Below are 16,739 nucleotides of genomic sequence, written 5' to 3' on the forward strand. Positions count from 1 at the left end.
ATAGCCTGGGACTTCAGCGATGCGGCCGGCCTGTGCCGGCCGCTTTCGTCTCAGGGCCGCACTGCCGGCGTCTCCATCGGAAGGCCGTGCGCCCGCGACATCAGATAGAGCTCGAGCGCGACCAGCTCGGGCGAGCCGTAATCATAGGCCTGGGCGCGCACGCCGCTCATGCAGCTGCGTAGGCGCCGCTGGAGCGAACCCAGCGTCTGCCATTCCAGGCGGTAGAGCGGATAGCCGGTCGGCTGTCCCTGCGTGATCGGCGCACCCGCGAGGCGCTTGTCGAAATTGTCGTCGTGACAATTGGTGCAGGCGAGGTTGAGCTGGCCCTCGCGCTGCATGAAGAGGTCGCGGCCTTGCTCGACGAACGGTCTTACCTGCGGATCGTCGCCAGCGGTGATCGGAAAGCCGCGCGACTGGTGCGCGATGTAAGCCGAGAGCGCCAGGAGGTCGCGGCTCTCGTAAGGCAGCGGCGCTGCCTGCTGATGATCGGCTCGGCAGAGATTGATGCGCTGATCGAGCGTAACGGGGCGCCCCAGCGCCTTGTCGAAGGCGGGATAACGTGCCGCGATGCCCTTCATGCTGCTGCGGGCATCGCCATGGCAATCCGCGCAGGCCTTCTCCGTGCTGCCGGTTTTCCTGCCCCACAGCTGCTCGCCATCGAGCACGAACAGCATGCCTGGGTTGGAGGTGTCGTCGTCCTGCATCGCGCGCGTGTCGGGCCCCATGAAGGAATAGCCGGACCGGCGCGCACCGGGCGGGATTTCACCGGCGAGCAGGGCAGGGGCCGCGGCGAACAGGGCCGCCGCTGCTATCGCGCGCCAAACGCTCATTCGACCGTGATCGATGCCGACGCAGTTGACGAATAGCCGTTGTCGCCGATCCACTCGAACTCGAACTTGCCGCTTTCCTTGGCGACCGTGAAGAATGACAGATAAGGATTAGCCGCGATGGCAGGGAAGAGATCGGCGCGAAAGATCTCGGCGCCGTTGTAGCGGCAGGGGAAGCTCGTGATGATGTCGCGTGGCACGAGCTTGCCGTCCGCGGTGTGGCGGAACCCTGTTTCCATGATGTGCGAGGTCAGCGCGCGGATCTCGATGACGTCGCCGCGCCTGGCCTTGGCGGGAACATTGATGAGCGCGGCCATCAGTTCATCTCCTCGGTGCATGCGGCCAGCGTCACGACGATTTCGGCGGAAACCTGCCAGAACGTGTCGTCGGACAGGCGCGCGATCGCGACCACCTTCTGGGTGTCGGCGAGCCGGATCCGAGTCGAGACCTGAGGGCGGCCGGACGAGGGGCCGAGATAGAAATTGCCGATGTTCGGCTGCGGGTTCTTCTCGTTGAAGACGTGGATGCTCTTGACGTGGTCGTCAGCCGTCATCGGGCTTGCAACGCTCACCGTCATCGGCACCGTATTGCCGTTCTCGACCAGCGGCGGAATGTCGAGCTTCACCCTGCCGGTGCGAACAGGTGCTTCGCCGACGAGGTTGCGGATCGCGCCATTGAGCATCGCCGGCGTTGCCTGAAGCGGACGCAAGGTGACGATAGGCAGCGTCCCGGCGGCAGTGACGCCAGCGGCGAGGCTCAGGAATTGTCGTCGCGTGGTTGGCATGAACAGTCCTAGTCGCGAAGCGTTGCAAGAAAGGCCACAATGTCCTCGATCTCCCCGGCCGACAAGATCGGCTTGCCGGCAAAATTGCGTCCCACCCGCACGAGGCCGTCGTTGCGATAATAGGACGGCATGATGGTGTCCGCGTTGAATCGCGAGGCATCGACCAGTCGAAGCCGCAACTGGCTCACCATCCATCGGTTCCCGGCGCCGCTGAGATCGGGCGCGAGATCGCCTTGGAACCGCGTCTCCGGAAAGGGCCCGGAATGGCAGAGGATGCAGGTCGTCGTGCGCGCGAGCACCAGCGCGCGTCCGCGCGCGGCATCGCCGGGCGTGCCGGTGAGCGAGGCCGGAATGCCATCGTCGACGATCGTGTAGGGCACGAGCTCGTTCGCGCGCGCAGTGCAGGCGATCGCGAGAGTGGCACTGATCAGCGCAGCGATATGGATAGATGCCTTAGCCAAAGGTGTCCGCCGTGATGGTTTGAAACCAGCGTTCCGCCTCAGTCGCCTCGCGCATCCGCAGTTCGCGCGGCGCATCGACCGGACTGGTCGCACCGCCTTCGACCTCGGCGAAGATATCGCCTTTTGGCTGGTAATTGCCGGCGAGGGAGAAGCCGTAGTCGGGCGCGACAATGTTGTAGCAGACGCCGGTCAGCCGAGGCGATTCCGGCGCGCGGCCGGCGAGGAGATTCACGATGGCCGCCGCGCAAGCCTTGCCCTGTGCGCTCGCGGTTGCCGCGGATTTGGGAATGCTGCCGCCGAGGCAGGCATCGCCGATGACGTGGATGTTCTTGACGAGTTTCGATTCGAAGGTCACGGGATCGATCGGGCCCCAGCCGGTCGCATCCGCGGCGCCCGCGGTCTCGGCGATGCGTCCGGCACGTTGCTGCGGGATGATATTGGCAACATTGGGCGTGTAGTTGCCGAACTCGGTGATGATGGTTCTGGTCGCGGGATCGACCGACGTGACGCGGCCGCCTTGCGACAGCGCGATGCGCTCGATCATGTCGCCGTAGAGCTCCTTCCACGCCGTCTCGAACAGCCGCTGCTGGGAGAAACTATCCTTGGCATCGAGGATCAGAACTTTCGAGCGAGGCTTGTTCGTCTTCAGATAATGCGCGATCAGGCTGGCGCGCTCGTAAGGCGCCGGCGGGCAGCGCGAGGGATTGGCCGGGATGGCGATGGCGACCGTGCCGCCGTCTTCCATCGCCTCCAATTGCCGGCGCAGCAGCAAGGTCTGCGCGCCGGCCTTCCAGGCATGCGGCATCTTCTGCGCTGCGGCCTCGTCATAGCCGGGCAGGGCTTCAAGGTGAAAGTCGATGCCGGGCGAGAGCACGAGGCGATCGTAGGGCAGCGCAACGCCGTCGGCCGTCATAACGCTCCGTCGCTGCGGCTCGATCGTGGTCGCGGCCTGGGCGATCACGGTGATGCCAGCGGCGGCGATCTTGTCGTAGCCGAAATGTTGCGCTTCGATGTCGCGCAGGCCCGCGATCACCTCGTTGCTGAAGGGACACGAGGTGAAGATCGCGTTGGGCTCGATCAGGATGATCTGCAAGTCTGCCTGCGCGCGCTTCAGCGCGCGGGCGCAAGCCGCGCCGCCAAAGCCGCCGCCGACCACGACGACACGTCCGGTGGATTGCGCACGCGTAATCGACGGCCGCGCTAGTGTCGCGGCCGTCAGGGTGATGCCGAACACGGCATTCCGCCGTGTCATCGGGCGCGTGGTCATCGAGCGCATCTGAAACGGCTGCGGCGGCAATTGCTCGCCGCCGCAGCATGTTGCCTTAAGCAAAGGTGATGTTCTGGTCGCGCAGCGGCACCGAGCGGATGCGCCTGCCGGTCGCGGCGAAGTACGCATTGAGCACCGCCGGCGCGGCAACGCCGATGGTGGGCTCGCCGACGCCGCCCCAGAACCCTCCGCTCGGCACCATCACCGATTCCACCTTCGGCATCTCGTTGATGCGCATCGAATTGTAGGTGTCGAAGTTGGTTTGCTCGATCTTGCCGTCCTTGACGGTGCAGCCGCCATAGAACAGCGCGGAGAGGCCATAGACGAAGGAGCCCGCGATCTGACGCTCCACCTGCGCCGGATTGACGACGTAGCCGGGATCGGTGGAGGCGACGATGCGATGCACCTTGATCTTGTTGCCGTCGGTCACCGAGATCTCGGCGGCGCCGGCCACATAGCTGCCATAGCCCATGACCTGAGCGATGCCGCGATAGACGCCCTGAGGCGCCGGCTGGTCCCAGCCGATCTTCTCGGCGACCGCATTGAGCACCGCCAGATGCTTGGGATGGTTGCCCATCAGCTTGCGACGGAATTCGAGCGGGTCCTGGCCTACGGCCTGGGCCAGCTCGTCCATGAAGCACTCCATGTAGATCGCATTGTGATTGACGTTGACGCCGCGCCAGAAGCCCGGCGGAACGTGCGGGTTGCGCATCGCATGCTCGATCAACAGGTTCGGCACCGAATAGCCGAACGCGGCCTCGCCGGATTGGGCGACGCCCTGGAAGGCGGCCGGGTCCATGCCGTTCTGCAGCGCTTCGGGGCGGAGCGAGAACAGGATCGATTGCCCGGACAGGCGGTAGTGCAGCGCGACCAGATTGTTGTTGGCATCGAACGCGCCGGTCATCTTGCACTGGGTGATCGGATGATACCTGCCGTGCGCCATGTCCTCTTCGCGCGACCACAGCAGCTTGACCGGCGTGCCCGGCATCTGCTTAGCGATGATCACGGCCTGGCGGACATAGTCGGTCTGGCCGCGCCGGCCGAAGCCGCCTCCGAGCATCACCTTGTGCACGTCGCACTTCTCGGCCGGCAGGCCGGAGGCCTCCAGCACCGCCGCGAATGCCGCTTCGCCGTTCTGCGTGCCGCACCAGACCTCGCATTTGTCCGCCGTGTAGAGCGCGGTGGCGTTCATCGGCTCCATCGTGGCGTGGTTCTGGTAGGGATAGGAGTAGACGGCCTCGACCTTCTTGGCCGCGCTCGCAATCGCCGCCTTGGCGTCACCGTTCTTGTTGCCGACATAGGCCGGCTGCGAATTGTCGAGGCCCTCGGCCAGCCATTTCGCAATCGACTCGCTGGAGACCTTGGCATTGTCGCCTTCGTCCCAGACGATCGGGAGCGCTTCCAGCGCGGTCTTGGCGTGCCACCAGGTGTCGGCGACCACGGCGACTGCGGTGTCGCCGACCCTGACGACCTTCTTGACGCCTTTCATGCCGGCGATTTTGGCGTCGTCGAAGCTCTTCAGCTTGCCGCCGAACACCGGGCAGTCCTTGATCGCGGCGTTCAGCATGCCCGGCAGCTTGACGTCGACGCCGTAGATCATGGCGCCATTGGTCTTGTCGACAGTGTCGAGCCGCTTCACACCCTTGCCGATCAGCTTCCAGTCCTTTGGGTCCTTCAGCTTGACCTCGGCCGGCGGCGTCAGCTTGGCCGCGGCTTCGGCGACCTTGCCGTAGGTCGTGGTCCGGCCCGACGGCGTATGGGTGATGACGCTGTTCGCGGCCGTGCATTCGGAGGCCGGCACCTTCCAGGCGTCGGCGGCCGCCTGGATCAGCATCACGCGCGCGGTGGCGCCGCCCTTGCGGACATAGTCCTGCGAGGAACGGATGCCGCGGCTGCCGCCGGTGGAGAAATCGCCCCAGACGCGCTTGCGGGCGACGCTCTGACCCGGCGTCGGATATTCGGTCGTGACCTTGGTCCAGTCGCATTCGAGCTCCTCGGCGACGAGCTGGGCGAGGCCGGTGAGCGAGCCCTGGCCCATCTCGGAGCGGGCAATGCGGATCACCACGGTGTCGTCGGGCCTGACCACGACCCAGGCGCCGATCTCGGGCGAGCCGTCGGCGGCGCGGGCCGCGGTGGGTCCGCCGAAGGGGATGTCGAGGCCGATGGCGAGACCGGCGCCGAGCGTGGCGCTGCCGATTACGAAGGCACGGCGGTTCATCCTGGGAGAAACATGCTTGTTCATGAGGGCGGCTCCTTACGCGCTGGCGATCGTGTGGATCGCTTCGCGCACCTGCTGGAAGGTGCCGCAGCGGCAGATATTGGTGATGGCCTCGTCGATATCGGCGTCGGTCGGTTTCGGCTTCTCGTTCAGCAGGGCCGCCACCGCCATGATCATGCCGCTCTGGCAATAGCCGCATTGCGGCACGTCCTGGGCGATCCAGGCCTCCTGCACCTTGTGCAGCGTATCGCCCGAGCCGAGCCCCTCGATCGTGGTGATCTTCTTGCCCTCGGCCTCGCTGACCGAGACGCCGCAGGAGCGGGTGGCGACTCCGTCGATGTGAACCGTGCAGGCGCCGCATTGTGCAATGCCGCAACCGTATTTGGTGCCCGTCAGTCCGGCATTCTCGCGGATCGCCCACAGCAGCGGCGTATCCGGCTCGACGTCGAGGGTGAAGGTTTTTCCGTTGATTGTTAGGTTTGCCATCGCAGTCCCCTGATTGGCCCAATCCACCGATTGAACTCAGGCAGGCAATGTGTCCGGCAAACTGGAACTGTTCAAATCAACAGTCCGCGGGGTGGCCGCTGAAAATTTTCGCGGCATGGGAAGATCAGGGGCCGAGCGGTGTCGCGGCCCAAGCCGGCCCCGGACGGCGGGCAGGGTTCTCTCTCGCCGCCAATCGACGGCCTGAGGCGACGCCCGGCGCGTTCCCGGCGTTCCGATCCGCGATTTTGCCACCATTGTCGGGATGCAAGACGGCGATGCTTTGCTACACTGCGACGACGCCTTGAGGAGTTCCATGATCGTGCCGAGCCCCTGCAACGTGCTGATGCTCTATCCGCTGTTCACGGCGGAATCGTTCTGGAGCTTTGGCGAATCCTGCAAGCTGATGGGCGTTCGGCGGCCCGCGGCGCCGCTCGGTCTGATCACCGTCGCCGCGATGCTGCCTTCGAATTGGACCGTCCGGCTGATCGACTGCAACACGCAGACGTTCAGTGACGACGATCTCGCCTGGGCCGACGTCGTCTTCACCGGCGGCATGTTGCCGCAGCAGGCCGACACGCTGCGCCTGATCGACAAGTGCCGCGCGGCGGGCAAGCCGGTCGTCGTCGGCGGTCCTGATCCGACCTCGAGCCCGCACATCTACGAGAAGGCTGACTTCCAGGTGCTCGGCGAGGCCGAGGGCGTGATCGACGACTTCATCGCGGCCTGGGAGGGCGGAAAGCGGTCCGGCGTCTTCACCGCGCCGAAGTTCCAGGCCGACGTCACCAAGACGCCGGTGCCGCGCTTCGACCTCTTGAAGTTTGAGGACTACCTCTATCTCGGTGTGCAATATTCCCGCGGCTGCCCGTTCACCTGCGAGTTCTGCGACATCATCGAGCTCTATGGACGCGTGCCGCGCACCAAGACGACCGAGCAGATGTTCGTCGAGCTCGAGACGCTCTACAACATGGGTTACCGCGGCCATCTCGACTTCGTCGACGACAATTTCATCGGCAACAAGAAGTCGCTGCGCCAGTTCCTGCCGCAGCTCGCCGAATGGCAGCGCACCCATGGTTATCCCTTCGAACTGTCGACCGAGGCGTCGGTCAATCTCGCCGACGATCCGGAACTCCTGGAGCTGATGGGCGCGGCCAATTTCTTCGGCATCTTCGTCGGCATCGAAAGCCCGGACCCCGCGACGTTGGTCGCGATGCGGAAGAAGCAGAACACGCGGCGCAACATCGCCGAGAGCATCCACAAGATCTACGCCGCCGGCATGCTGGTCACCGCCGGCTTCATCGTCGGCTTCGACAACGAGAAGGTCTCGATGGCGGACGCCATGGTCGACTTCATCGAGGAAGCCGCGATCCCGGTTGCCATGGTCGGACTGCTCTATGCCTTGCCGAACACGCAGCTGACGCGGCGCCTCGCCAAGGAGGGACGGCTGCACGCGGACCACGATCTGGCCTCGACGACCGGCGGCGACCAGTGCACGAGCGGGATCAATTTCGAACCGGTGCGGCCGCTGCGCGATATCCTGATGGACTACAGGACCGTGCTGGAACGGATCTATAGCCCGGCCGCCTACGCAAGCCGCGTCGATCGCCTGATGACTCTGCTCGACCGTTCGAGGCAGCGCCACGAGCTCGCGGAGGGCGACATCCGTTCGCGGGTCGGGGCCATGGAGACCGTTCATCGCGTGATCACCGCCATTCCCGAGGCGCGTGGGCCGCTGTGGCAGACCTTCATGAACTGCGCCAAGCGCGATACGTCATCGGCGCGGATCGCGGTGCAGATGATCGCGGCCTATGCGCATCTCGGGCCGTTCTCGCGCAAGGTCATCGCTGCCATCGACGCGCGCCTTGCGGCGCTGGACGACGAGGCGGTCGTTCCGGCGGCCGCGACGATCGACGCCACCGCGGCCCGCCACCTGGCCTGAGCGGCTTATTTGACCGCCAGCCGCAGAAAACTCATGACGCTGCCGAGCGCGGCAAAGCCGGCGCCGAGCGCCAGCGCCAATGTTGCGCCCTCGTGGCCGGCGAGGGCAAAGCAGGCGGCGGCAAGGGCGGCTCCCGTCGTCTGTCCCGTCAGGCGGGCGGTTGCGACGATGCCCGAGGCACTACCGCTGCGATGCGGCGGCGCGCTCGACATCACCGCCTTCATGTTCGGCGCCTGGAAGAAGCCGAACCCCATGCCGCAGATCACCATCCGCCAGATGATGTCGGCGATGGCGGGGCTAGTCGGCAGCGTCGCCAGCAGCGCCATGCCGAGCCCGAGCAGGACGAGGCCGATGCCGCCGAGCAGGCCGACCGCATAGCGGTCGGACAGGCGCCCGGCGATCGGCGCCATGATGCCCACCACCAGCGGCCATGGCGTCATGAAGAAGCCGGTCTCGACCTGCGAGCGACCGAGCACGTCCTCGAAATAGAACGGTAGGGAGACGAAGGCGAGGCCTTGGACTGCGAAGGAGCACACGGCCGTTGCCGCCGACAGTGCGAACATCGGCCGGCTGAACAGGTCGATCGGCAGCATCGGAGCCGGATGGTCGGCGTGCCGGCGGGGCAGGATGAAGCCGAGCGCGAGTGCTGCGACCAGCTCGATGCCCACGGTGACGGGCGACAGATTGTGCGCGGCGCTGCCGATGCCGGTGATGAACAGGCCGAGGCAGGCCGATGCCAGAATCGCGCCGAGAAAATCAAAGCCGTGATCGGCCCGCGGCGTCTTCGGCAGCATCGCAAAGCCGATGCCGATCGCGACGAGGCCGAAGGGGATGTTGACGGCGAACAGCCAAGGCCACGGGCCGAGCGCGAGGATGGCCGAGGCAATCGACGGCCCGAAAGTAAAGGCGGTGGCGACAACGAGCGCGTTGTGACCAAAACCGCGGCCGAGCATGCGGCCGGGATAGACGAAGCGCACCAGCGCGGTGTTGACGCTCATGATGCCGGAGGCACCCAGGCCTTGCAGCGTGCGCGCGACCAGGAGGCTGTCCAGCGACCACGCCACTGCGCAGAACAGCGAGGCGATCGTGAACAGGATCAGGCCGCCGAGATAGATGCGCTGGTGCCCGACGATCTCGCCGAGCGCGCCAAGCGGCAGCAGCGTTGCGACCAGCGCGATCTGGTAGACGTTGACGACCCAGACCGACTGCTCCGGGCTGACATGCAGATCGGCGGCAATCGCGGGCAGGGCGATGTTGGCGATCGCGGTGTCGAGCGAGGCCATCGCCAGCGCGGTGAAGATCGCGGCGATCGCCCAGCGCCGCTGCGCGGCCGGCAGGCCGTCGGACGTGGTGTGGTCGGGCTCGCGCGCTGCGGCAGGTAACGTGATTGTCATTGCGTTCGCGCGTTGCTCCGGCGGGCGTGACGAAAGGGCCTTTTGGCATGTACTACGCCGGAGCCTGCTGCCACAGGCATATGCTTGCATGATGTGTATGCGCGAAGGCTGGGCGATGTCGTCTCGCGCCGGCGTATGATCGTGCCAGCTGTCACAATGAGGGGAAGCGCCATGCACATCGTCGTTCTGCCCGGTGACGGCATCGGGCCCGAGATCACGACCGCGACATCGGGCGTGCTGCGCGCCGCCTCCGAGCGCTTCCAGCTCAATCTGCGCCTCGAGGAGCACGCGGTCGGGCACGCCAGCCTGAAGCTGTCAGGCACGACCGTGCGCCCCGAGCTGCTCGACATCGTCCGCGCCGCCGACGGTCTTATTTTGGGTCCGACCGCGACCTTCGACTTCAAGGACGAGGCGCATGGCGAGATCAATCCGTCCCGGCACTTTCGCAAGAACCTCGACCTCTACGCCAATATCCGGCCCGCGCGTACCTATGCGGGGCGGCCCGGCCGCATCGGAGACTTCGACCTCGTCGTGGTCCGCGAGAACACCGAGGGCTTCTACGCCGACCGTAACATGGAGCAGGGTAATGGCGAGCTGCTGGTCACGCCCGACGTCGTAATCTCGCTGCGAAGGATCACGCGGACGTGCTGCGAGCGCATCGCGCATGCGGCCTGCCGCCTGGCGATGAAGCGGCGGAAGCATCTGACCATCGTGCACAAGGCCAACGTGCTCAAGCTCGGCGACGGCATGTTCCTCGACATCTGCCGCGAGGCGGCGAAGGGCTATCCCGGTCTCGCGGTCGACGACATCCTGGTCGATGCCATGATGGCGCATGTGGTGCGCAGTCCGGATCGCTTCGACGTGATCGTCTCGACCAACATGTTCGGCGACATCCTGTCCGATCTCACCGCCGAGCTTTCGGGAAGCCTCGGCCTCGGTGGCTCGCTCAATGTCGGCGACCGCCATGCGATGGCGCAGGCCGCGCACGGCTCGGCGCCCGACATCGCTGGCCAGGACGTTGCCAACCCGGTCTCGCTGATCCTGTCGACCGCGCTGCTGCTGGCCTGGCACGGCGAGACGACCGGCGCCGTCCGCTACGAAGAGGCGGCGCGGGCGATCGAGGCGGCGGTTGCGAGGTCGATCGGCGAGGGCAGGGCGACGCGGGATGTCGGCGGCACCCTCGGCACCATCGCGGCGGGCGCGGCGATTGCTGAAATCCTGCAGGCGGGGGGAGCGGGAGCCGCGCCTCTTCCTGAGGCCTAAAGCAAAAAGTCGAAAAACAACCCCATGCACAGTAGAAGGCCCCTTGATTGATAAGGGATTTTCGAAGCGCGCCACGACGGCATTCACGGCCCCGATCAATTTGACCCGTCGGGCAAAACACCGCGACTGCGCCACTCTTGATCCCCGAGTCGAATACGCAGGCAGGCGCGCATCTGCCGCCACCGTTGAGCCAGATCAATACTCCCTTGGCAGGCCCGCCGACGTTGCCATGAGCGCATCGATGGAAGGGGGGCGGCCGCCATGCAGACCTTGCTCAGGGAAATCCGGAATACGCCTTTGCTCTGGATGCTGGTGTTCGTCCCCATCGTGCTGGTGGCAGAGGCGGCGGCCCCGCATTCCCACACGCTGCTGTTCGTGCTGGCCGTGCTGGCCATCGTGCCGCTGGCGGCTCTGCTCAGCCATGCCACCGAGGCGGTCGCCGCGAAGACCGGCGATGCCGTCGGCGGACTGCTCAATGCCACGCTCGGCAATCTCACCGAACTGATCATCGCCATTACGGCGCTGCGCGCAGGCCAGTACATGCTGGTGAAGGCCTCGATTGCGGGCGCGATCGTCACCAACGCGGTGTTCATGCTGGGAGCCTGCCTGCTGCTCGGCGGCCTGCGCTACCGCGTGCAGGAGTACAACCGCGCCGGCGCGCGGCTCTCCTCCGGCCTGTTGCTGATGGCAACGGTGGCCTTGCTTGCGCCCTCGGCGGTCGCCGATCTCGAGCACCTGCCGCAGGGCGGGGGCATCCTGAACAAGCTCAGCCTCGGCCTTTCGATCCTGCTCATCATCGCTTACGCGCTCGGCCTGTTGTTCTCGCTTCGAACGCACAAGGAGCTGTTCGCAAGCGCCGATCACGGCGACGACGAGAAGGAGGCGCACTGGCCGATCGGAGTAGCCGTGGGCACGCTCCTGGTCGTCACGGTGCTGGTCGCGCTGGTCAGCGAGATCTTCGTGGAATCGGTGCAGAAGGCGGCAGAAACCTTCGGAATGAGCCCGGCCTTTGTCGGCTTCATCGTCGTCTCGCTGGTCGGCGCCGCCGCCGAGTTCGCGGTGGCGTTCGGCGCGGCGCGCAAGGACCGGCTCGACATGGTCGTCAGCATCGCGCTCGGCAGCGCCTCGCAGATCGCGCTGTTCGTCGCGCCCGCGCTGGTGCTGCTCAGCTATGTCGTGGGGCCGAAGCCGATGGACCTGCAGTTCTGGCCGGGCGCCGTCACCATGGTGATGATCGCGACGGTGACATCCGCCTTCATCACCGCCAGCGGGCGCTCGGCATGGTTCGTCGGCGTCCTGATGATCTTCATCTATGCAGTCTTCGCGCTGACGCTGTATGTGGTGCCGCCGGCGGGCCAGGGATGACGTTCACTCGCTTACCGCCGTGAATTGGCTCTTCGAAGAATGGTGGCCCCTGGGGAGCCATCCTCCGAAGAGGCGAACTCGTTTCTGCCGGGCCGTATGCCCATAGACCCAGCAGCATGATGCGACAAAGCCAACGTCCGCCTTGTCCCTGGAGCGACCAAATGAGTGCGGCAGCGCAAGGTCGCGATGGGCCAGAAGCTGAACCGCATATCAGCGGAGTGAGCGCGATGCAGTGACCCGGATCAGATTGGGCTCTGATCTGCCTATCAGGTCGATAGAAAAGTCGCTTTGATTGGAAACGTGATGGAAAGGTACGGAGCGGGCGCCATCGAGGTGCGCGATTACGATCCGAACTGGCCGGTTCTTTTCGAGGAGGAGCGTATTCGCTTGCAATTTGTGATTGGTTCGACGCTCAAGATCGAACACATGGGCAGTACGTCAGTCCTGGGTTTAGCGGCGAAGTCGGATCATCGACATCTTGGTTGGCATCCCAAGCTTGTCACAAGCGAGATGCACGCTTTTGAAGCCTCTCGTTCAACTGGAATATAGCTACATCCCCGAGTACGAGACGTGGTTACCCGGTGACCTATTCCTTCGAAAGGGGAATACCCGGGCCTTGGACACGCCATCGTCAAGTCATGGAGCAGTCCAATCCACGCTGGGAGGTCAGCTTTGGGTCGAAGGCGGCCTCGGCAGCCAGCATGCCCTTTCGGGTTATTTCTCGGAAGCAGACATCGCCACGCTTTGGGCAGAGGTCAGCCACGCGCCAATACAAGACTTTTCAAGACCTGGAAGTGGGACCCTTCATCGGCAAATTCAATGTTCTGCCAGACGGAAGGAGATCACCATAATCTGCGCGCCAACTTCAGGCCGGGACAAATTGGCATCTGATTCAGGTCAGGGGCCGTAATCGTCCGGTTTTGACACGGCGTAACCTAATGTGGTGGAAGCTAGGCACACTTCTCTCGGTTGTGAAGACGAGTCTGCCGTCGCGGCGAATCCTGATTTCGACCAGCAGAAATGCTGTCGAGTTGCTCAGTGCCTTAAGGCGCGGACCTCATCCCAACGCTCGAGCCCGCGGCGATCGGCTTGCGCTTCGGGGAGACGCAGCGACCAAGCCCCAGCGGAGATCCAGTCGTGGTTCGCTTGCATGTAGAACGTTTCATTCGCAGCCGGATTGTTCGCCGATCCCTGGCGCTCGGAACCATCGCTCTGGGCGGATGGGCGCTATTACCCTATGTGACCTACCGAATCGCTCCTTCCGCCTTTGTCAACGCCGAGCTCATGCGGGTGACTGCACCGATCACGGGTCAGCTCTCGCCTGACCTCCCACGCAAGGGCGAATATTTCCAACGCACCCGGGTGGTGCCGCTGGTCGAGGCGCGTTCGCCGGATCGCCGGCACCTCATGGATCTTGATCAGCAGCTTGCCGTGTCAACCAAGCGCGCCGAGCTGGCACGCCGGCAACTGGAGGAAATCGCCGAGCTCGATCGCAAGCTCCGCGAGCGCAGCGAGGACTATCGTGTGGGGATGGTAGCGCGCCTGAGCCACGAGATCGGCGAAACGGAAGTTGAAAAAGGCGGCTGTCTCGCCGAGGCGCGGCAGCGGAACGATGTCGCGGGCCGGATGGAGAGGCTCGTGAAGCTCGGCATCAGTTCGCAGATCCGCTCCGGTGAGGCCCAAGCCTCGCAGGAGGCAACCGCAGCGCGCTGCCAGATGGCCGACGAACGCCTGCGGCGCCTCAGGACCGAGTTGGGGGCGGCCGAGAAGGGCATCTATCTTCGCGGCGATGCCAATGACGTGCCCTATTCCCAGCAGCAGCGCGAGCGACTTGTTCTCCGCCGCCAGGAGCTCGAGACAGACCAATTGCAAAACAGCTCGCGCTCCGCGCAGCTGGACGCGGAAATCGCAGAGGAGCGCGCTCGGCTTAATCGCCTCGATCACTACGATCTATCCTTGCCCGCCGCTCATGTGGTCTGGTCGGTCGCGGCCAGTCCAGGCTCTATAGTGACGGAAGGGCAATCGGTCTTCGATTTTGCAGATTGCGAACGCCGATTCATCGTTGTTGAACTGCCCGAGCGCGATTTCGAGAAGATCAAGGCCGGAGATGCAGCTACCATCCGCCTGATTGGAAGCCAGGAATGGAAAACCGGCCAGGTCCGGCAGGTCCGCGGTTCGGCAGCGTACGGCGATGATCGACTGCTTGCAGCTCGGGTGCCGCGGCCCGATCCGGGCAGCATTACCGTTGAGATATCGCTTCCGCCGAATGTGACGCCGGCCAACAGCAACGGCTCCTGCGATATCGGAAGGTTGGCTGAAGTGCGCTTCGAGCGCAGAGTCGACGGCCTGCTACGGTTGGTCAGCTCGAAATTGAAATGGTTGACCGCTCGCCTGGAGCTCGACCAGTCGTCCATGTGAGCGAGATGTTCCCATGCAGGCTATGACTCTGCCTTTCTCTCAGCTGTTCGCGCCGATGCTGGTCAGCTTTGCCGCGATGTACCTGTTGGCGCCGACCTTTCCAGTCACGCGCCTTTGGACACGTGTCGCGGTTTTTGCCGCGGTTTGGCTTGTGGTCGCCCGCTATCTCGAATGGCGTATTTTCTCCACCGTGCTGCCGGCAAGCGGGACCTGGTATGAGGTTGGCTGGATCTGGCTCTGTCTCCTCGTCGAGCTTCTGACCTTCACGGATCAGTTCATTCTCTATCTGACTTTTCTTCGCAGGACTGATCGCCGCAGTGAAGCCGATCAGCACGAACGTCGGCTTCGCAGCCTGCCGGATGACGAGCTGCCCTCGGTCGACGTCCTTATTCCGACCTATGACGAGCCATTCGAGGTGCTGGAAAAGACGATCACCGGCGCGCTGTGCCTGGACTATCCAAACTTCCAGATCTGGGTCCTGGATGATGGCCGCAGGCCTTGGCTGAAGGAGCTCTGCGAGCAAAAGGGCGCCGGCTATCTCACGCGCGCCGACAACGTGCATGCCAAGGCCGGCAATATCAATCATGCCCTGACGAAGACAAGTGGCGAGTTCTTCGCGATCTTTGATGCGGACTTCGTGCCGCAGCGCAATTTCCTGATGCGCACAATGGGCTTCTTCGCCGATCCAAAGATAGGGATCGTTCAGATCCCGCACACCTTCTACAATGAGGACCCGATGCAGACGAATCTCGGCCTGCATAGGGGCCTGCCGGACGAACAACGGTTCTTCTTCGATTCCATCATGCCCGCGCGCGATGGCTGGGATGGAGCCTTTTGTTGTGGTTCCAACTCCGTCACACGGCGTGGAGCACTCCGTGCAGTCGGAGATGCCTTGCCGATCCAGTCCATTACGGAAGACATCCTGCTGACGCTGGTCCTGTTACGCAAAGGGTACATAACCCGATATCTTCGCGAGCCGCTGGCAATCGGCTTGGCGCCAGAAAGCCTTGATGCCTTTTTCGTGCAGCGGCAACGCTGGGCACGTGGCGCGATCCAGACGCTGTATCTCGCTGCCGGCCCGCTCGGCCCCGGACTGGGCTTGATGCAACGGCTGCTCTTCTTTCCCACGCATTGGCTCTCAATGGGCCTGCGCGCGCTCGCGGTCGTGGTGGTTCCGATCGTGTTCATGTGGACTGGGCTAGCGCCTGTCGTCGACGTCACCCCTGAGTCGGTCTTCTACTACTTGTTCCCCGCGATTCTGGCGCTCAACGGCGGCGTCTCCTGGTTCGCGCCGCACGAACATTTTCCGCTCGCCGCTCAAGTATCGGCGACTATGCAAAGCTTCAAGCTCCTGCCGACGGTGCTCGGGACTCTCGTCAAGCCGAAGGGACATGCATTCAGGGTGACGCCCAAGGGTGCTGCAGCGCGGCGCTCAAGCTACGCTGCCGACATATTCTGGCCGTCGGCGGCTCTTATAGCGCTGACTGTTACCGGTCTGGTTCTGAACACCATCCCGGAATGGCGGATAATCGATCATCCGGCCGCATTGCCGATGGTCGCCTTCTGGTCGGTCGTGAACATCGTCGTGCTCTTTTTCGTCTGCATGACATCGCTGCAGGCGCGGATGGGGCGTTCGGAGGAGCGTTTCGATGTCGACGAATCGGTTTTGATCGAGACTGGGGCCGGCGAGCGGTTTTCCGGGCGCGTGAGCAACATCTCGCTATCCGGCGCCGGCCTCCTCCTCGGTTCCAGCATTGACGGTCCTCGTCCCGGAGAACCGCTGCGCATGCACATCATGCAGGTGGGCTGGATCGACGCGATTATTGTGCAACAAAGAGGCCTGCTCGTCGGAGTGCAGTTCAAATTGCCGCAATCGCTTGAACGAGACCTGCTGATCCGTAAGCTCTTTACCGTCGCTCGTCTGAAGGGGAACGGTGCCGTCGCGTGCTCGGTGAACAGAGCGATGCTCAAGAACATCTGGTCAATGACCGCGCCGTTGCCTCAAACTGTCAAAAACGGCGCTAAGCCCGCATCGCTTTTACCGGCTGAGCGTCTACCGGCAGAGAGCCTGCTCATTCGACCTCAACCGCGGATCGACGATTTGGAACATCTTGCTGGAGTTCGAAGCGGACATCCGGCAAGTTTCACTGAATCTGGCTTTGGCCCTGTAGCCGGCACGGTGCTCTAAGCTAACGCGCGATGGCTTTAGGTGGAATCGACATCACGCTTGAGCTCTCTTGTCTGAGCGTGACCTTTTCGGAAACACCGGCGCACTTTTCCGAATCATGCTTTAGGCCATCAAGCTGAGCTGATTGCTGTT

14 protein-coding genes are annotated in these 16,739 nt (G+C 64.0%); 6 read left to right on the forward strand and 8 right to left on the reverse strand.

Annotated features, from left to right (window positions below):
* Window positions 1–50: 50 nt before the first annotated feature.
* The 7 genes from soxA to X268_RS07585 are packed head-to-tail and all read right to left on the reverse strand — an operon-like array spanning window position 51 to window position 6,043.
* Entirely contained in the window at window positions 51–830 is a 780-nt protein-coding gene (soxA, locus tag X268_RS07555) for a sulfur oxidation c-type cytochrome SoxA (RefSeq protein ID WP_164937599.1), read from the reverse strand.
* A complete protein-coding gene (soxZ, locus tag X268_RS07560; RefSeq protein ID WP_128924346.1) occupies window positions 827–1,144 on the reverse strand; it encodes a thiosulfate oxidation carrier complex protein SoxZ in 318 nt (105 codons plus the stop codon). Before soxZ ends, soxA begins: the two co-directional genes overlap by 4 nt.
* Entirely contained in the window at window positions 1,144–1,611 is a 468-nt protein-coding gene (locus X268_RS07565; RefSeq protein WP_128924347.1) for a SoxY-related AACIE arm protein, read from the reverse strand. Before X268_RS07565 ends, soxZ begins: the two co-directional genes overlap by 1 nt.
* Window positions 1,612–1,619: 8 nt before the next feature.
* Window positions 1,620–2,072, reverse strand: coding sequence for a sulfur oxidation c-type cytochrome SoxX (soxX, locus tag X268_RS07570; protein ID WP_128924348.1), 453 nt, complete (start codon window positions 2,070–2,072; stop codon window positions 1,620–1,622).
* Window positions 2,065–3,348, reverse strand: coding sequence for an NAD(P)/FAD-dependent oxidoreductase (locus X268_RS07575; protein WP_128929185.1), 1,284 nt, complete (start codon window positions 3,346–3,348; stop codon window positions 2,065–2,067). The genes soxX and X268_RS07575 overlap by 8 nt, the downstream gene beginning before the upstream one ends.
* A gap of 46 nt (window positions 3,349–3,394) precedes the next feature.
* A complete protein-coding gene (locus tag X268_RS07580) occupies window positions 3,395–5,581 on the reverse strand; it encodes a xanthine dehydrogenase family protein molybdopterin-binding subunit (RefSeq protein WP_128924349.1) in 2,187 nt (728 codons plus the stop codon).
* Between the two features lie 12 nt (window positions 5,582–5,593).
* Window positions 5,594–6,043, reverse strand: a complete 450-nt coding sequence (locus X268_RS07585; protein WP_164937600.1) for a (2Fe-2S)-binding protein — start codon at window positions 6,041–6,043, stop codon at window positions 5,594–5,596.
* 313 nt (window positions 6,044–6,356) lie between these two features.
* Between X268_RS07585 and X268_RS07590 the strand changes: the two genes are divergently transcribed.
* Entirely contained in the window at window positions 6,357–7,979 is a 1,623-nt protein-coding gene (locus X268_RS07590; protein ID WP_128924351.1) for a B12-binding domain-containing radical SAM protein, read from the forward strand.
* Window positions 7,980–7,984: 5 nt separating this feature from the next.
* On the opposite strand, the gene X268_RS07595 is transcribed toward X268_RS07590, so the two are convergent.
* A complete protein-coding gene (locus X268_RS07595; protein ID WP_128924352.1) occupies window positions 7,985–9,373 on the reverse strand; it encodes an MFS transporter in 1,389 nt (462 codons plus the stop codon).
* Window positions 9,374–9,544: 171 nt separating this feature from the next.
* On the opposite strand from X268_RS07595, the gene X268_RS07600 reads away from it, so the two are divergent.
* The 5 genes from X268_RS07600 to X268_RS07620 all read left to right on the forward strand — a co-directional run bounded on the left by X268_RS07600 (window position 9,545) and on the right by X268_RS07620 (window position 16,607).
* Window positions 9,545–10,636 carry an isocitrate/isopropylmalate dehydrogenase family protein gene (locus X268_RS07600; protein WP_164937601.1) on the forward strand — a complete coding sequence of 364 codons (1,092 nt, stop codon included), beginning with the start codon at window positions 9,545–9,547 and terminating at the stop codon, window positions 10,634–10,636.
* Between the two features lie 261 nt (window positions 10,637–10,897).
* Window positions 10,898–12,001, forward strand: coding sequence for a calcium/proton exchanger (gene cax, locus X268_RS07605; protein ID WP_128924354.1), 1,104 nt, complete (start codon window positions 10,898–10,900; stop codon window positions 11,999–12,001).
* A gap of 303 nt (window positions 12,002–12,304) precedes the next feature.
* Window positions 12,305–12,550 (forward strand): GrpB family protein, encoded by a 246-nt coding sequence (locus X268_RS39975; RefSeq protein WP_245477808.1) that lies wholly within the window; start codon window positions 12,305–12,307, stop codon window positions 12,548–12,550.
* A 588-nt stretch (window positions 12,551–13,138) separates the two neighbouring features.
* Entirely contained in the window at window positions 13,139–14,419 is a 1,281-nt protein-coding gene (locus tag X268_RS07615) for an HlyD family secretion protein (RefSeq protein ID WP_245477810.1), read from the forward strand.
* A 13-nt stretch (window positions 14,420–14,432) separates the two neighbouring features.
* On the forward strand, window positions 14,433–16,607 hold the full coding sequence (locus X268_RS07620; RefSeq protein WP_128924355.1) for a glycosyltransferase: 2,175 nt from the start codon (window positions 14,433–14,435) through the stop codon (window positions 16,605–16,607).
* Window positions 16,608–16,739: the final 132 nt, after the last annotated feature.

Origin of the sequence: Bradyrhizobium guangxiense (genome assembly GCF_004114915.1) — a bacterium.
Lineage (GTDB): Bacteria > Pseudomonadota > Alphaproteobacteria > Rhizobiales > Xanthobacteraceae > Bradyrhizobium > Bradyrhizobium guangxiense.